Annotated in this window: 1 protein-coding gene; it reads right to left on the reverse strand. The window is 46.5% G+C overall.

Annotated elements, in window-relative coordinates:
• Positions 1–48 precede the first annotated feature (48 nt).
• Positions 49–20,103 carry a T9SS type B sorting domain-containing protein gene (locus ABIB30_RS12735; protein ID WP_354302555.1) on the reverse strand — a complete coding sequence of 6,685 codons (20,055 nt, stop codon included), beginning with the start codon at positions 20,101–20,103 and terminating at the stop codon, positions 49–51.
• Between the last annotated feature and the right edge of the window lie 177 nt (positions 20,104–20,280).

The following is a 20,280-nucleotide window of genomic DNA, read 5'->3' on the forward strand; positions in this document are numbered from 1 at the left end:
GTCTTTTATAAGAGTCCCGGTAAGCCCGGGACTCAATCTATCGTTCTGTTATTTTAATAATTCAATCCAACCTTTATAGCTTTTGGTATTCTGGCCTGTTTTCAACTGAAGTACATAGTAGTAAGTACCTCCGCTTAAGCCTTCGCCCGTCCAGCTGTTATCGTAATTTGTAGCCCTGTAAACCTGGTTACCCCATCTATTATAAATCAGCAGTACAGAGCCTGGATAATGTTCAATTCCAGGAATGACAAGCCTGTCATTTTTACCATCACCATCTGGTGTGATTACGTTTGGAATGATGATATCAGGCAGAACTGAACTCAGTGGGTTAGTGGTACAGTTAGGACAATTAGAAGAATTAGGATTATTCGTTCTGCTATTGACCACTACTGTATTAATTAAACTACCTGTAAAGGTTACCGGCGTTTGAACGGTTACCTCGTAAACTGCTGTTAATCCGTTTGGCAGAACAGCTATAGTTTCATTGAGATCGGTCGTTCCGCCAATGTTAGGGTAGGTTAATCCGGTTACTGGTATGGCTGCCCATTTGGTAATCCTGGTTCCTGTTGGCGCCACATCCTTGATATTCACATCAAGCGCATCATTTGGTCCGTTGTTAGTCACTTTGATGGTGTAGATCACCGCATCTCCTGTAACAAAGTTTTGCTGTGCAGGATCTTTCAGTGTTTTAACCACCACAAGTGTTGCTTGCGGACTAGAGCTGATCGGTGCAGTAGTACAAGTGGTACAAGGTGCTGGTGTAGGGTCAGGGGTTGTACTGGTTGCAGTTACCGAGTTACTCAGGTTACCTGTAAAGGTTGCCGGTGTTTGAACATTAACTTCGTAAGTGGCAGTTTTCCCATTAGCCAAAGTAACCAGCGTTTCATTCAGATTTCCTGTACCCGATGTATTCGGATAAGTTACACCCGCAGCAGTTATTGCTGTCCAGTTACTGATCGTTGTTCCTGCTGGTGCGATATCCGTAATGTTTACTGCAGCTGCATCACTCGGGCCGTTATTGGTCACATTAATTCTGTAAACGACTGCCTGACCTGGAACAAAGCTGGTTTGTGTTGGGTCTTTCAGTGTTTTAACAGTATTCAGGTGGGCCTGGCCACTTGCTGGTAATCCCGGGGTTGTACAAGTAGTACAAGGTGCCGGATTAAGATCAGGTGTGGTACTGGTTGCGGTTACCGAATTACTCAATGTACCGGTGAAGCTGGCTGGTGTCTGAACAGTTACTTCATAAGCCGCAATCTGGCCGTTGCCTAAAGTTGCAATGGTTTCGTTCAGGTTACCTGTGCCCGATGCATTCGGATAAGTTACCCCCGCAGAGGCTATAGCAGTCCAGCTACTAATTGTCGTTCCTGCCGGAGCAGTATCGGTAATAGTTACCGCTGTTGCACTACTTGGGCCGTTGTTAGTCACATTGATTCTGTAAACGACTGCCTGACCTGCAACAAAGCTGGTTTGTGTTGGGTCTTTCAGTGTTTTAACAGTATTCAAATGTGCCATTCCGTTCGCAGGAAGTGGTGTTGTGGTGCAAGTGGTACAAGGTCCTGGTGTAGGATCGGTTGTTGTACTGGTAGCTGTTACCGAATTACTTAATGTACCGGTGAAACTGGCTGGTGTCTGAACAATTACCTCGTAAGTTGCAATCTGGCCGTTGCCTAAAGTTGCAATGGTTTCGTTCAGGTTACCTGTACCAGACGCATTCGGATAGGTAACTCCTGTAGAAGCTATAGCAGTCCAGCTACTGATTGTCGTTCCTGCCGGAGCTGTATCAGTAATAGTCACTGCCGCTGTGCTGCTTGGACCGTTGTTGGTCACATTGATTCTGTAAACGACTGCCTGACCAGGAACAAAGCTGGTTTGTGCTGGGTCTTTCAGTGTTTTAACAGTATTCAGGTGAGCCATTCCGCTACCAGGTAGTGGTGTCGTGGTACAAGTAGTACAAGGTGCTGGATTAGGATCAGTTGTTGTACTGGTAGCTGTTACCGAGTTACTCAGGTTACCTGTGAAGCTGGCTGGTGTTTGAACTGTTACTTCATAAGTTGCAGTCAGGCCGTTGCCTAATGTTGCTACCGTTTCGTTCAGGTTACCTGTACCCGAAGCATTCGGATAAGTAACTCCCGCAGAAGCTATAGCAGTCCAGCTACTGATTGTTGTTCCTGCCGGAGCCGTATCAGTAATGGTTACTGCAGCAGCATCACTTGGGCCATTATTAGTCACATTGATTCTGTAAACGACTGCCTGACCAGGAACAAAGCTGGTTTGTGCTGGGTCTTTCAGTGTTTTAACAGTATTCAGGTGAGCCATTCCGCTACCAGGTAGTGGTATCGTGGTACAAGTAGTACAAGGGCCCGGAGCAGGGTCGGTTGTTGTGCTTATAGCCGTTACTGAATTGCTCAGATTACCTGTGAAGCTGGCCGGTGTCTGAACAGTTACTTCATAGGTTGCGGTCAGTCCGTTAGCTAAGGTAGTCAGCGTTTCATTCAGGTTACCAGTACCCGAAGCATTCGGATAAGTTACCCCTGTTGAAGTTACAGCAGTCCAGCTGCCGATTGTCGTTCCTGCCGGAGCCGTATCAGCAATGGTTACTGCAGCAGCATCACTTGGGCCATTATTGGTTACATTAATCGTATAAACGACTTCCTGTCCCGGAACAAAGTTAGTTTGCGCTGGATTTTTCAACGCTTTCACTACGTTCAGATGTGCTCTTGTTCCCGGTGTTGTTGTTGCTGTTGAGGTATTGTTACCCGTGGCCGGATCGTTTTCGTTACCGGTAATGTTAGCAGTATTGGCATAAGAACCAGCTGCATTTACGGTAGCGGTAATGGTCAGGGTAGAGGTAGCGGCATTTGTTAAAGTACCGATTGTCCACAGACCCGTTGAAGGAACATAAGTCGTACCTGCTGGTGGCGTAGAACTCACGTAAGTGTAACCAGAAGGAAGCAGATCAGTAACCACGATACCTGTACCGTCACTTGGGCCATTGTTAGTAGCAACCAATGTAAACACAACGTTGTTTCCAACAGCAGGAGTAGGATTGTCTACGGTTTTTACCAGGTCTAAATTGGTCGTTGCTGTAGGCGTTGTTGTTGCCGTTGAAGTATTGTTGCCCGGCGTCGGATCATTCTCATTACCGGTAATGGTTGCCGTATTGGCATAAGATCCAGTTCCATTTACAGTGGCGGTAATGGTCAGGGTAGAGGTAGCGGTATTTGTTAAAGCACCGATTGTCCACAGACCAGTTGCAGGAACATAAGTCGTGCCCGCTGGAGGCGTTGAACTTACATAGGTGTAACCAGAAGGAAGCAGATCAGTAACCACGATACCGGTACCGTTACTTGGCCCATTGTTAGTGGCAACCAGTGTAAACACAACGTTGCTGCCAACAGCAGGGGTAGGATTATCTACCGTTTTCACCAGGTCTAAATTGGTGGTTGCTGTAGGTGTTGTTGTGGCCGTTGAGGTATTGTTACCTGGAGCCGGATCATTCTCGTTACCGGTAATGGTTGCCGTATTGGCATAAGAGCCAGTTGCATTGACAGTAGCGGTTATGGTCAATGTTGAGGTTGCAGCATTCGTTAGCGTACCGATTGTCCACAGACCAGTTGCAGGAACATAAGTGGTACCCGCTGGTGGAGTAGAACTTACATAAGTGTAACCTGCCGGAAGCAGATCTGTTACGACAATACCTGTACCATCACTCGGGCCATTGTTGGTGGCAACTAAGGTGAAGATTACATCTGTGCCTACTACAGGAGTGGTGTTGTTTACCGTTTTCACCAGTGCTAAATTGGTGATCGCTGTCGGTGTTGGCGTCGCAGTAGAGGTATTGTTACCTGGTGTCGGATCATTCTCGTTACCTGTTATCGTTGCGGTATTGGCATAAGAACCGGCTGCATTTACGGTAGCGGTAATGGTCAGTGTCGAGGTTGCAGCATTCGTTAAAGTACCGATTGTCCACAGACCAGTTGCAGGAACATAAGTGGTACCCGCTGGTGGAGTAGAACTCACATAAGTGTAACCTGCCGGAAGCAGATCTGTTACGACAATACCTGTACCATCACTTGGGCCATTGTTAGTAGCAACCAGCGTAAACACGACGTTATTTCCAACAGCAGGGGTAGGATTATCTACCGTTTTTACCAATACTAAATTAGTCGTTGCTGTAGGAGCTGGTGTTGCTGTCGAGGTATTGTTGCCTGGAGCCGGATCATTCTCGTTACCCGTAATGGTTGCCGTATTGGCATAAAGGCCAGTTGCATTTACGGTAGCGGTAATGGTCATTGTCGAGGTCGCAGCATTCGTTAAAGTACCGATTGTCCACAGTCCTGTTGCAGGAACATAAGAGGTACCCACTGGTGGCGTAGAACTCACGTAAGTGTAACCAGAAGGAAGCAGATCAGTAACCACGATACCTGTACCATGACTTGGGCCATTGTTAGTAGCAACCAGTGTAAACACGACGTTGCTACCTACTGTTGGTGTAAGGTTATCTACCGTTTTCACCAGGTCTAAATTGGTGGTTGCTGTAGGAGCCGGTGTTGCTGTCGAGGTATTGTTACCCGGAATCGGATCATTCTCGTTACCGGTAATGGTTGCCGTATTGGCATAAAGGCCAGTTGCATTTACGGTAGCGGTAATGGTCATTGTTGAGGTAGCAGCATTCGTTAGCGTACCGATTGTCCACAGACCAGTTGCAGGAACATAAGTCGTACCCGCTGGTGGCGTTGAACTCACATAAGTGTAACCAGCCGGAAGCAGATCCGTAACCACGATACCTGTACCGTCACTTGGGCCATTGTTGGTGGCAACCAGTGTAAAGACTACATTATTTCCAACAGCAGGAGTAGGATTATCTACCGTTTTCACCAGGTCTAAATTGGTGGTTGCTGTCGGTGTTGGCGTCGCAGTAGAGGTATTGTTACCTGGAGTCGGATCATTCTCGTTACCTGTTATCGTTGCCGTATTGGCATAAGAACCAGTTGCATTTACGGTAGCGGTAATGGTCAGGGTAGAGGTAGCGGCATTCGTTAGCGTACCGATTGTCCACAGACCAGTTGCAGGAACATAAGTGGTACCAGCTGGCGGCGTAGAGCTCACGTAGGTATAACCAGCCGGAAGCAGATCAGTAACCACGATACCTGTACCGTCACTTGGGCCATTGTTGGTGGCAACCAGTGTAAAGACTACATTATTTCCAACAGCAGGAGTAGGATTATCTACCGTTTTCACCAGGGCTAAATTAGTGGTCGCTGTAGGAGTAGTGATGGCTGTTGAAGTATTGTTACCCGGCGTCGGATCATTCTCATTACCAGTAATGGTTGCAGTATTGGCATAAGAACCAGCTGCGTTTACGGTAGCGGTAATGGTCATTGTCGAGGTTGTAGCATTCGTTAGCGTACCGATTGTCCACAGACCAGTTGCAGGAACATAAGTGGTACCCGCTGGCGGCGTAGAGCTCACGTAGGTATAACCAGCCGGAAGCAGATCCGTAACTACGATACCTGTACCATCACTTGGGCCATTGTTGGTGGCAACCAGTGTGAAGACTACATTATTTCCGACAGCAGGGGTAGGATTATCCACCGTTTTCACCAGTACTAAATTGGTGGTTGCTGTAGGCGTAGGAGTTGCTGTCGAGGTATTGTTACCCGGAATCGGATCATTTTCGTTACCGGTAATCGTAGCAGTATTGGCATAAGGGCCAGTTGCATTTACGGTAGCGGTAATAGTCATTGTCGAGGTCGCAGCATTCGTTAAAGTACCGATTGTCCACAGTCCTGTTGCAGGAACATAAGTTGTACCCGCTGGTGGCGTAGAACTTACATAAGTGTAACCAGCCGGAAGCAGATCCGTAACCACGATACCTGTACCATCACTTGGGCCATTGTTGGTGGCAACCAGTGTAAACACGACGTTACTACCTACTGTAGGTGTAAGGTTATCTACCGTTTTCACAAGGTCTAAATTGGTGGTTGCTGTAGGAGCTGGTGTTGCCGTAGAAGTATTGTTACCAGGAGTCGGATCATTCTCGTTACCCGTAATCGTAGCAGTATTGGCATAAGAACCAGTTGCATTTACGGTAGCGGTAATGGTCATTGTTGAGGTTGCAGCATTCGTTAAAGTACCGATTGTCCACAGACCACTTGCAGGAACATAAGTCGTACCCGCTGGCGGCGTTGAACTCACGTAAGTGTAACCAGCCGGAAGCAGATCAGTTACGACAATTCCTGTACCGTCACTTGGACCATTGTTAGTAGCAACCAGTGTAAACACAACGTTATTTCCAACAGCAGGAGCAGGGTTATCTACTGTTTTTACCAGTGCTAAATTAGTCGTTGCTGTAGGAGCTGGTGTCGCAGTAGAAGTATTGTTACCCGGCGTCGGATCATTCTCATTACCCGTAATCGTAGCAGTATTGGCATAAGGGCCAGTCGCATTTACGGTAGCGGTAATGGTCATTGTTGAGGTTGCAGCATTCGTTAGCGTACCGATTGTCCACAGACCACTTGCAGGAACATAAGTCGTACCCGCTGGCGGCGTAGAACTCACGTAAGTGTAACCAGCCGGAAGCAGATCCGTTACGACAATTCCTGTACCGTCACTTGGACCATTGTTAGTGGCAACCAGTGTGAAGACTACATTATTTCCAACAGCAGGGGTAGGATTATCTACCGTTTTCACCAGGTCTAAATTGGTGGTTGCTGTAGGAACTGGTGTCGAAGTAGAGGTATTGTTACCTGGAGTCGGATCATTCTCGTTACCGGTAATGGTTGCCGTATTGGCATAAAGGCCAGTCGCATTTACGGTAGCGGTAATGGTCAGGGTAGAGGTCGCAGCATTCGTTAAAGTACCGATTGTCCATAGTCCAGTCGCAGGAACATAAGAGGTACCCGCTGGTGGCGTAGAACTTACATAAGTGTAACCAGCCGGAAGCAGATCCGTAACCACGATACCTGTACCATCACTTGGGCCATTGTTAGTGGTAACCAGCGTGAAGACTACATTATTTCCAACAGCAGGAGTAGAATTATCTACCGTTTTCACCAGGTCTAAATTGGTGGTTGCTGTAGGAACTGGTGTCGCAGTAGAAGTATTGTTACCAGGAGTCGGATCATTCTCGTTACCCGTAATCGTAGCAGTATTGGCATAAGGGCCAGTCGCATTTACGGTAGCGGTAATGGTCATTGTTGAGGTTGCAGCATTCGTTAAAGTACCGATTGTCCACAGACCAGTTGCAGGAACATAAGAGGTGCCCGCTGGCGGCGTTGAACTCACGTAAGTGTAACCAGCCGGAAGCAGGTCAGTAACCACGATACCTGTACCATCACTTGGGCCATTGTTGGTGGCAACCAGTGTGAAGACTACATTATTTCCAACAGCAGGGGTAGGATTATCCACCGTTTTCACCAGTACTAAATTGGTGGTTGCTGTAGGCGTAGGAGTTGCAGTCGAGGTATTGTTACCTGGAGTCGGATCATTTTCGTTACCGGTGATACTAGCTGTATTTGCATAAGAACCAGCTGCATTCACGGTAGCGGTAATAGTCAGTGTCGAAGTAACGCCATTAGTCAGTGTCCCAATTGTCCACAGACCAGTCGCAGGAACATAAGTTGTACCCGCTGGTGGCGTTGAACTCAAGTAAGTGTAACCAGCCGGAAGCAGATCCGTAACTACGATACCTGTACCGTCACTTGGGCCATTATTAATGGCAACCAGTGTGAAGACTACATTATTTCCAACAGCAGGAGCAGGGTTATCTACTGTTTTTACCAGTGCTAAATTGGTGGTTGCTGTAGGAGCAGGTGTCGCAGTAGAAGTATTGTTGCCCGGAGTCGGATCATTTTCGTTACCTGTTATGGTTGCCGTATTGGCATAAGGGCCAGTCGCATTTACGGTAGCGGTAATGGTCATTGTTGAGGTCGCAGCATTCGTTAAAGTACCGATTGTCCACAGACCACTTGCAGGAACATAAGTCGTACCCGCTGGCGGCGTTGAACTCACGTAAGTGTAACCAGCCGGAAGCAGATCAGTTACGACAATTCCTGTACCGTCACTTGGACCATTGTTAGTAGCAACCAGTGTAAACACAACGTTATTTCCAACAGCAGGAGCAGGGTTATCTACTGTTTTTACCAGTGCTAAATTAGTCGTTGCTGTAGGAGCTGGTGTCGCAGTAGAAGTATTGTTACCTGGCGTCGGATCATTCTCATTACCCGTAATCGTAGCAGTATTGGCATAAGGGCCAGTCGCATTTACGGTAGCGGTAATGGTCATTGTTGAGGTTGCAGCATTCGTTAAAGTACCGATTGTCCACAGACCAGTTGCAGGAACATAAGTGGTACCCACTGGTGGAGTAGAACTCACATAAGTGTAACCAGCCGGAAGCAGATCAGTTACGACAATTCCTGTACCGTCACTTGGGCCATTGTTAGTGGCAACCAGTGTAAACACAACGTTGTTTCCAACAGCAGGAGTAGGGTTATCTACTGTTTTTACCAGTGCTAAATTAGTCGTTGCTGTAGGAGCTGGTGTCGCAGTAGAAGTATTGTTGCCTGGAGTCGGATCATTCTCGTTACCGGTAATGGTTGCAGTATTGGCATAAGAACCAGTTGCATTCACGGTAGCGGTAATGGTCAGGGTAGAAGTAACGCCGTTATTCAGTGTACCGATTGTCCACAGTCCTGTTGCAGGAACATAAGTTGTACCCGCTGGCGGCGTAGAACTCACGTAAGTGTAACCAGCCGGAAGCAAATCTGTTACTACGATACCTGTACCGTCACTTGGGCCATTGTTGTTGGCAACCAGTGTAAACACGACGTTGTTTCCAACAGCAGGGGTAGGATTGTCTACCGTTTTCACCAGTGCTAAATTGGTGGTTGCTGTAGGAGCAGGTGTCGCAGTAGAAGTATTGTTGCCCGGAGTCGGATCATTCTCGTTACCTGTTATCGTTGCGGTATTGGCATAAGAACCAGCTGCATTTACGGTAGCGGTAATGGTCAATGTCGAGGTCACAGCATTAGCCAGTGTACCGATTGTCCAAAGACCAGTTGCAGGAACATAAGTCGTACCCGCTGGTGGCGTAGAACTTACGTAAGTGTAACCAGCCGGAAGCAGGTCAGTAACCACAATACCTGTACCGTCACTTGGGCCATTATTCGTAGCAACCAAGGTGAAGACTACATTATTTCCAACAGCAGGGGTAGGATTATCTACCGTTTTCACCAGTGCTAAATTGGTGGTTGCTGTAGGAGCTGGTGTTGACGTAGAAGTATTGTTACCAGGAGTCGGATCATTCTCGTTACCCGTAATCGTAGCAGTATTGGCGTAAGGGCCAGTCGCATTTACGGTAGCGGTAATGGTCATTGTTGAGGTTGCAGCATTCGTTAAAGTACCGATTGTCCACAGACCAGTTGCAGGAACATAAGAGGTACCCGCTGGTGGCGTTGAACTCAAGTAAGTGTAACCAGCCGGAAGCAGATCCGTAACTACGATACCTGTACCGTCACTTGGGCCATTATTGGTGGCAACCAGTGTGAAGACTACACTATTTCCAACAGCAGGAGTAGGATTATCCACCGTTTTCACCAGTGCTAAATTGGTGGTTGCTGTAGGAGCCGGTGTTGCTGTTGAAGTATTGTTGCCCGATGTCGGATCATTTTCGTTACCTATTATGGTTGCCGTATTGGCATAAGGGCCAGTTGCATTTACGGTAGCAGTAATGGTCATTGTCGAGGTCGCAGCATTCGTTAGCGTACCGATTGTCCAAAGACCAGTTGCAGGAACATAAGTCGTACCCGCTGGTGGCGTAGAACTCACGTAGGTATAACCAGCCGGAAGCAGGTCAGTAACCACGATACCTGTACCATCACTTGGGCCATTGTTAGTAGCAACCAATGTAAACACAACGTTGTTTCCAACAGCAGGAGTAAGGTTATCTACCGTTTTCGCCAAGCTTAAATTGGTAGTTGCTGTAGGAGTAGTTGTTACTGTAGCTGTATTATTTCCAGGAACAGGATCGCTTTCTGTTCCTGTGATGGTTGCAGTATTTGCATACGACCCGGCAGCATTAACTGAAGCCGTAATTGTCATACTTTTTCCTGTACCTGTTGGTAGTGAACCAATAGTCCATAAGCCAGTTCTAGGAGCATAAGTTGTCCCTGCCGCAGGCGTTGAGCTCACATAAGTATAACCCGCAGGCAATAAGTCAGTGACCGAGATACCAGTGCCATCACTTGGCCCTTTGTTGTTGGCAACTAATGTAAATACAACATTGCTACCTACAGCCGGAGCAGAATTATCCACAGTTTTTAAAATTTCAAAATCTGCTTGTTTTCCAACAGACGTTGTCGCTGTGCTTGTATTATTGGCCAGATTGAAATCGACTACTGTACCAGAAGAGGCGACAGTGGCTGTATTACTTATTGTTGCTGCACCAGGTGAAGCGCTTACAGTTCCATTTACTGTAATCAGCACGTAATTTGCTGCGCCAGCTGCAATATCTCCTGTCAGAGCAATATTACCAGCTCCTGAAAGTGGGACAACGTTAGCGTCACCAACTGTTACTGCTGACCAGGTTACACCTTGTACATCTGTTGGGATTATATCATTAATTGTCAATCCGGTAACAGCTCTCGGGCCAGTATTACTTACTTTAATTGTGTATGCAATTGGTGAGCCTGCTGTTGCTGTTTGAGGGCCACTTTTTTCAATAACCAAATCAGTAGACTGGTTAACAGCTGTCGTTACAGAACTTGTAGGTGCAGACGTTGGCGTTGTTACGGTAACCGTATTTGTGAACGAAGGTAAAGCACCTGAATTGATCGTTCCCTGGATAACAAGGGTTAAAGTTCCCGGTACAGGAATGTCTCCTGTAATATTTATAACAGGACTTGTTCCCGTATTCGGGCCCAGGAATGTTGCTCCGCCTGCGGCAGTAATTGTCCAATTGCTTACCGTTACAGAAGTTGGGACATTATCGCTAATCGAAGCACCGGTTATATCTCCCGCGCCTCCATTGGAAACTACAATGGTGTAAGTGATCGGGTCACCAATATTAACAGTAGTAGGACCATTTTTAGATACCCTTACATCTGCTGAGTTGTTCACTGTTGTACCAACTGAACTGGTATTTGAACTTCCGTCAGGATCGGTAACCGGACTGCCCGCAGGGAAAGTTGCGGTAGCAGTATTAGAGAACGTAGCCCCATCTGCTATAGCAGGATTAACCGTTCCGCTAACCACTATATCAATCACACCATTTCCAGATGGAATATCTCCGGTGATATTAATATTACCTGTTCCGCTTGGAGCACTTACAGTGGCCAGATTTTGTGTAGTTGCTGTCCAGGTTGGGGTTAAGATTTGTGTAGGAATTACATCCTGAATAATTACTCCGGGAGCATCACTCGGACCATCATTGATAATATGCAGCGTGTAAGAAATGGCCTGACCAGCTGCAATATTTGCAGGGCCGGATTTAGTAATACGAACATTTGCTTGTCTGGAAACCGTTGAGGTAACTGTACTCGTTGCTGGTACTGGATTATTAACCCCAGGCTCAGGAGTTGCCGTTGCTGTATTTAACAGAGTACCTCCAGTATAAGTAGAACTAAGCACACCAGTTACTGCTACCTGAACAGCAGCTGTTCCTGAAGGGATCTGAGCAAACAGATTCACATTTCCTGTTCCCGAAGCAGCACCATTAATCACCGCTCCGTTTGATGGGGTGGCTGTCCAGGTTACGCCATTTAAGCCGGCCGGGATGTTATCAATAATATTCACATTGTTGACATCCGAAGATCCGGTATTCGTTACATTAAGCAGGTAACTCACATTATTTCCTGCGGTTAATGTTGCAGGTCCTGTTTTTTGGATTTGTACATTGGCATCTTTGGTGATCGTGGTGGTTACCGTATTGGAATTGATAACAGGACTTCCAGCAGTATTTACACTGGCTGTATTAGTTACCGAAGTTGCTGCAGATGAAGAAAGGATGGTTCCGGTAATATTGATGCGAATCTGATTACCACCACCGGCAGGAATATTACCGGTTACAGCAACATTGTTACTTGAACCGGTTGCACCTGTAATTACAGTCGCAGCGCCCATTCCGGTCGCCGTCCAGCTTACACCTGTCAGCGTAGCTGAAACATTATCAATAATAGATTGTGCCAGTGCATCTCCTGTGCCATTATTACTCACAGTAACAACATAATTAACTACACCTCCTGCACTTACTGTTGCAGGTCCTGTTTTTGCAATTTGAAGACTTATTGGGGTTGTGATTGCAGTAGAGGTATTATTTCCTGATTCAGGATCACTCTGTCCACCAGTTATATTAGCTGTATTGGCATAGTTTCCTGTTGGATTTACAGTAGCTGTAATCGCTAGAGAAGCATTGCCGCCATTAGCCAGATTACCAATATTCCATAATCCGGTTCCACTGTTATAGGTTCCTGTTGATGAAGCAGCAGATACAAAAGTATATCCTGAAGGCAACTGATCATTTACAGTAACTCCTGTAGCATTACTTGGCCCTGCATTGCTTGCTGCTAAAGTGAAAATCACCTGATTTCCAGCATAAGGGGCAGGATTATTCACTGTTTTAACAATACTCAGGTTGGTCGTTGCAATTGGAGTTGGTGTTACCGTTGCAATATTGTTTCCAGGGGTACCATCGATTTCAAGACCAGTGATAACCGCAGTATTGGTATAAGGGCCAACCGGATTTACAGTAGCAGTAATAGTCATGGTAGCAGATGCTCCGCTGGCTAAAGCACCGATTGTCCATGATCCGGTTAGTGGAGTGTAAGTTGTGCCCGCTGGTGGGGTAGAGCTTACATACGTATAACCGATTGGCAGCAGATCAGTCACTACAGTTGCTGTACTCGGGCTTGGGCCATTGTTTGTAGCCACCAGTGTAAATACAACGTTGCTTCCAACTGCCGGAGCAGGGTTGTTCACTGTTTTGACAATTGATTTGTCCGCGTTCGGAACTGGTATTGGTAAAATGGTAGCTGTATTATTTAGTGTAACCGGGTCAGTTTCCGTACCGGTAATGGTCGCCGTATTGGCATAAGGTCCTGTGGCATTCACAGTAGCGGTAATAGTCAAGGTCGCGTTAGCACCATTGGCTAAAGCCCCGATTGTCCAGATACCACTTACAGGTACATAAGTTGTACCAGCCGGAGGCGTAGAACTCACATAGGTATAACCCGCAGGGAGCAAATCAGTGACGGTAATTCCAGTACCCGGGCTTAAGCCGTTATTCGTTGCTACCAGTGTAAATACTACGTTACTGCCTACTGGCGGTGTTAAGTTATCCACTGTTTTAACAATTGATCTGTCGGTAACGGCTACCGGAACTGGTGTGTTTGTTGAAGTATTATTACCCGGAGTCGGGTCATTCTCATTTCCTGTAATGGTTGCGGTATTGGCATAAGGGCCGGTTGCATTGACGGTAGCAGTAATCGCTAAAGTTGAGCTTAGTCCTGCTGGTAAAGTACCAATAGTCCACAAGCCTGTTGCCGGAGCATAAGTTGTACCGATAGCAGGAAGAGAACTTACATAGGTATAACCTGCCGGAAGTAAATCAGTAACGGTAATTCCGGTACTCGTACTTGGCCCATTGTTAGTGGCAACGAGTGTAAACACCACGTTGGTTCCTACAACAGGATTTGGATTACTCACTGTTTTCACGATCGACCTGTCTGAGGTAGGTATTGGAACAGGTGTACTGGTTGACGTATTATTTCCGGGAACCCCGTCAATTTCCAGACCTGTGATAACCGCTGTGTTGGCATATGGGCCAACCGGGTTTACAGTAGCAGTAATAGTCATGGTTGCAGAAGCTCCGCTGGCTAAAGCACCTATGGTCCATGAACCGGTTAATGGAATGTAGGCTGTACCAGCCGGTGGCGTAGAACTTACATAAGTATAGCCAATTGGCAGCAGGTCGGTAACCACAGTTGCGTTACTGGTACTTGGGCCATTGTTGGTTGCCACTAAAGTAAATACGACATTGCTTCCAACTGCCGGAGTTGGATTATCAACTGTTTTGACAACCGACCTGTCAGTCGTCGGAACAGGTATTGGTAAAATTGTAGACGTATTATTTAGTGTAACAGGATCAGTTTCATTTCCTGTAATCGTAGCAGTATTGGCATACGGGCCATTTGGATTAACCGTTGCGGTAATCGTCAGCGTGGCATTACTGCCTGCCGCTAAAGCCCCGATTGTCCACAGGCCCGTTGCCGGAACATAACTTGTACCAGCCGGAGGAGTTGAACTCACATAAGTATAACCTGCCGGAAGTAAGTCTGTAACTGTAATTCCTGTACCTGGGCTTAACCCGTTATTTGCTGCAACCAACGTAAACATCACATTGCTGCCTACAGGAGGGGTTAAGTTATCAACTGTTTTTACAATTGCCCGGTCTGTAACTGGTAATGGGATTGGAGTTACAGTTGAAATACTGTTTCCGGGAACCGCATCAATTTCAAGACCTGTAATGACAGCAGTATTGGCATAAGGGCCAACTGGGTTTACAGTAGCAGTAATGGTCATGGTTGCAGAAGCTCCACTGGCTAAAGTACCGATTGCCCATGATCCTGTTAACGGAACATAAGTTGTGCCTGCTGGCGGAGTAGAACTTACATAGGTATAACCTATTGGAAGTAAGTCGGTCATTACGGTTGCCGTACTCGGACTTGGGCCATTGTTTGTCGCAACTAAGGTAAACACGACATTACTTCCTACAGCAGGAGCAGGGTTGTTTACAGTTTTGACAACTGACCTGTCTGTAGTCGGAACAGGTATTGGTAAAATTGTAGCCGTATTGTTCAGGGTAACCGGGTCAGTTTCCGTACCGGTAATAGTCGCTGTATTGGCATAAGGGCCTGTTGCATTGACTTTAGCGGTAATGGTCATGGTTGCATTAGCCCCATTTGCTAAAGCCCCGATTGTCCAGGTGCCGCTTGCAGGAACATAAGTTGTACCCACAGGAGGCGTAGAACTCACATAGGTATAACCCGCAGGAAGTAAATCTGTAACTGTAATTCCTGTACCTGCGCTTAATCCGTTATTAGTAGCAACCAGTGTAAATACTACGTTACTGCCTACTGGCGGTGTTAAGTTATCCACTGTTTTAACAATTGATCTGTCGGTAACGGCTACCGGAACTGGTGTGTTTGTTGAAGTATTATTACCCGGAGTCGGGTCATTCTCATTTCCTGTAATGGTTGCGGTATTGGCATAAGGGCCAGTTGCATTGACGGTAGCAGTAATCGCTAAAGTTGAGCTTAGTCCTGCTGGTAAAGTACCAATAGTCCACAAGCCTGTTGCCGGAGCATAAGTTGTACCGATAGCGGGAAGGGAGGCTACATAAGTGTAACCTGCAGGAAGTAAATCAGTAACAGTAATTCCTGTGCCTGTACTCGGCCCATTGTTCGTTGCAACGAGTGTGAACACGACATTGGTTCCTACAACAGGATTTGGATTACTCACTGTTTTCACGATAGACCTGTCTGAGGTAGGAACAGGAACAGGTGTACTGGTTGACGTATTATTTCCGGGAACCCCGTCAACTTCAAGGCCAGTGATTACCGCTGTATTGGTATAAGGGCCAACCGGGTTTACGGTAGCGGTAATAGTCATGGTCGAAGAAGCTCCGCTGGCTAAAGCACCTATGGTCCATGAACCGGTTAATGGAATGTAAGCTGTACCAGCCGGAGGTGTAGAACTTACATAAGTATAGCCAATTGGCAGCAGGTCGGTAACCACAGTTGCGTTACTGGTACTCGGGCCATTGTTGGTTGCCACTAAAGTAAATACGACATTGCTTCCAACTGCCGGAGTTGGATTATCAACTGTTTTGACAACTGACCTGTCAGTCGTCGGAACAGGTATCGGTAAAATTGTAGAAGTATTATTTAGTGTAACAGGATCACTTTCAGTTCCGGTAATGGTCGCTGTATTGGCATAAGGGCCAACCGGGTTTACGGTAGCGGTAATCGTCAGCGTGGCATTACTGCCTGCCGCTAAAGCACCGATTGTCCATAAACCTGTTGCCGGAGTATAAGTTGTACCTGCTGGTGGAGTTGAACTCACATAAGTATAACCTGCCGGAAGTAAATCTGTCACTATAATTCCTGTACCATCACTTAACCCATTGTTTGCGGCAACCAATGTAAACACCACGTTGCTGCCTACAGGTGGAGTTAAGTTATTCACTGTTTTGACAATTGCCCGGTCTGTAACTGGTAATGGAACAGGAGTGATAGTTGAAATATTGTTTCCAGGAACTGCGTCTATCTCAAGACCAGTGATGACCGCAGTATTGATATAAAGGCCAACTGGATTTACAGTAGCAGTAATAGTCATGGTTGCAGAAGCTCCACTTGCTAAAGTACCGATTGCCCATGATCCGGTTAACGGAACAAAAGTAGTACCTGCCGGAGGAGTAGAGCTCACATAAGTATAGCCAATTGGAAGTAAGTCAGTTACGACAGTTGCCGTACTCGGACTTGGGCCATTATTAGTCGCCACTAAGGTAAACACGACATTGCTTCCAACTGCCGGAGCAGGGTTGTTCACTGTTTTGACAACTGACCTGTCTGTAGTCGGAACCGGTATTGGTAAAATTGTAGAAGTGTTGTTCAGCGTAACCGGGTCAGTTTCGTTGCCGGTAATTGTAGCTGTATTGGCATAAGGGCCGGTTGCATTGACTTTAGCAGTAATGGTCATTGTAGCATTTGCACCGTTTGCTAAAGCCCCGATTGTCCATAAACCTGTACCAGGGATATAAGTAGTACCTGCAGGTGGAGTAGAACTCACATAAGTATAACCCGCAGGGAGTAAATCGGTAACCGTAATTCCTGTACCTGCACTTAACCCGTTATTAGCGGCAACGAGTGTAAACACCACATTGCTACCTACTGCTGGCGTTAAGTTATCGACAGTTTTAACAATAGCTCTGTCGGTAACTGCTACTGGAACAGGTGTGCTGGTTGCTATGTTATTCCCAGCAGCCGGATCATTCTCGTTTCCTGTAATGGTAGCCGTATTGACATATGGGCCAGTCGCATTGACGGTAGCAGTAATCGTTAAGGTAGAACTTAGTCCAGCTGGTAAAGTACCAATAGTCCATAAACCTGTTACCGGAACATAAGTTGTACCGATAGCTGGAATGGAGGCCACATAAGTATAACCTGCCGGAAGCAAATCAGTGACCGTGGTTCCAGTGCTTGCACTTGGTCCATTGTTCGTTGCAATGAGTGTAAACACCACGTTGGTTCCTACTATAGGATTGGGTGTGTCGACTGTTTTTACAATCGATCTGTCGGTAACTGGTATTGGAACAGGTGTACTGGTTGAAGTATTGTTTCCAGGAATACCATCAATCTCAAGACCTGTGATTACCGCTGTATTGGTATAAGGGCCAACCGGGTTTACGGTAGCGGTAATAGTCATGGTCGCAGAAGCTCCGCTGGCCAGAGTACCAATTGCCCATGATCCGGTTAACGGAATATAAGTTGTACCTGCCGGAGGCGTAGAACTTACATAAGTATAGCCAATTGGCAGCAAGTCAGTGACCAGAGTCGCCGTACTCGGACTCGGTCCATTGTTAGTCGCCACCAATGTAAATACCACATTGCTTCCTACAGCAGGAGCTGGGTTGTTCACAGTTTTGACAACTGACCTGTCAGTAGTCGGAACAGGTACTGGTAAAATTGTAGCTGTATTATTCAGTATAACCGGATCCGTTTCCGTACCTGTAATAGTCGCTGTATTGGCATAAGGGCCGGTTGGATTGACCGTTGCGGTGATGGTCAGCGTGGCATTACTGCCAGCCGCTAAAGCCCCGATTGTCCATAAACCTGTCGCAGGAACATAAGTTGTACCAGCCGGAGGAGTTGAACTCACGTAGGTATAACCTGCCGGAAGCAAATCTGTCACTGTAATTCCAGTACCCGGGCTTATTCCGTTATTTGTTGCAACCAGTGTAAAGACTACATTGCTACCTACTGCTGGCGTTAAATTATCGACAGTTTTGACAATAGCCCTGTCGGTAACAGCTACTGGTACTGGTGTGCTCGTTGCAGTGTTATTACCTGCAGCCGGGTCAACTTCGGTTCCTGTGATCGTTGCAGTATTGGCATAGGGGCCAGTAGGATTTACCGTAGCAGTAATCGTTAATACCGCGCTTGCTCCATTCGGTAAAGTACCAATTGTCCATAAACCTGTGCCCGGAACATAAGTTGTTCCCAGAGAAGGAAGAGAAGCCACATAAGTATAACCAGCCGGAAGTAAATCTGTGACCGTGGTTCCTGTACTTGCACTTGGCCCGTTATTGGTCGCAGTCACTGTAAATATGACATTGGTTCCTACCGTTGGGGTTGGGTTACTGACCGTTTTTACGATAGCCCGGTCTGCTACAGCAGATGGAACTATCGTGACGGAAGAGGTATTATTGGGGACTACAGGATCGGGTTCGACACCTGTAACTACAGCGGTGTTTGTATAAGGTCCCGTTGCATTGACCTTGGCAGTAATGGTCATTGACGCACCAGCCGTGCTTGCCAGGTTGCCAATAGCCCATAAACCAGTCAGGTTAACATAGGTACCCGCAGTAGGGGTTGTATTGCTGACATAGGTAAAACCTGCCGGAAGCAGATCTGTTACTAAAACTCCTGTGGTCGGACTTGGACCGTTATTCAATGCATTTAAGGTAAAAACTACATTGCTGCCTACTACTGGTGTTGAATTATCTACAGTTTTAGTGATTTGGCGATCCGTTACCAATACCGGTACCGGATTCACTGTTGATGTATTATTTGCGGCGACCGGATCATCCTGGTTTCCACTAATCGTAGCTGTATTTGAATAGGTACCAGTCGGGTTAACTTTGGCCACAATATTTAAAGTGGCCGTCCCCGTACTTGCAGTAAGATTACCTACAGTCCAGACGCCGGTGACGGAATTATAGGTTCCGATGGATGGTGTTGCACTTACAAATGTATAACCGGCGGGGAGCAAATCATTGACTGTAACTCCCGTTGCATTATTATTTCCTAAATTACTTGCAGTCAATGTAAAAGTTGTATTGCTGCCAATTGCAGGTGTTGCACTGCTTTGCGTTTTGACAATAGATAGATCTACCGGTGAATCAAGTGAAATCCCTATTACAGCGGCATCACCTGCACTCTGTGGATTACCTGCCCATATTACTCCGGGACCTGTTGACCTTAAGAATACCCTTAAGGTGATCGTCGTAATATTTCTACCACTAAATAACACACTTCCGCAAGCTCCACCGCCACCACAAGCCGCATTAGGAGCCGTTGAACCATTATTAATCTGCGTTCCGCTTACCGTTAATTCTGTAGAACCAGATAGCTTAGACATGGTAATGCCAGTGGTCAGTAAATTATATTCCTGAGTTAAGGAAGTAACAGCGGTACCTGAAGTAACAGAGCCCCCCATTCCACCAAAATGTAATACAGGATTACTAACTGCCCTGCTAAAAGTAATCGTTAAATCTGCCATCTGTACCCTTCCTGGAACTGCTAAACCAGCGTTCCTGATTACAGTTGAAGAAGCGAAAAGTGCTATCCCGTAATTATTAGCAGCACTAATCCCATTAGCAGGTCCACCTGTATTTATCGGACTTGAAGTAAAAGTGGCATCCGTTGAACCCCCAAAAGCCCCTATTGTTTGATACAAGGGGCTTGCCGCGTATTGGTCACTTCCGGTTGTTGTTGTCCCTCCAAAGAAAAGACCCGGGTTAACCGCTAATGGAACCAGCGGCCAGGACGCAGTGTTAAACTGCTGATTGCTGAGACTATAGGTGACCGTGACGGGGGAGCCGCCTGCATTATAAGCTGCAGAAGTTGTTCCGGTTGGATTGTTCGTGTTCTCTAATAACGTAAACGTTTGAGGAAGAACAGAAGGGCCGGTCGTTGTGGTGCTGCCTGAGCCAGCAAATAACTCAAGTGTCTTCGGATTTTGAGCTAAACTCAAAAATGGGAAGAAGAAAAGAGAGAGCGCAAATAACTTTGCAGACAGAGGTGAGGAGAGTAGTCTTTTCATCGCAGAAGAGCTTAATACTGCTATGGCGGTATTACCATATAGTAATGTCTACGCTTAATTTTATATCACCCTCCTGATTTTTTAGAGAAAAACCTGCCTTACCGTAAAATTTTTTGACGTAGCTTTTTAATATTTAAAAGGAAATAAATTATGATTTGGTGATTGTGCTTTTAAAAA

It is taken from the genome of Pedobacter sp. UYP1 (genome assembly GCF_040547305.1).
Lineage (GTDB): Bacteria > Bacteroidota > Bacteroidia > Sphingobacteriales > Sphingobacteriaceae > Pedobacter.

Bases quoted from the DNA above. Each gene is read 5' to 3' on its own strand.
- ABIB30_RS12735 (WP_354302555.1), bottom strand. From the start codon at position 20,103: ATGAAAAGACTACTCTCCTCACCTCTGTCTGCAAAGTTATTTGCGCTC.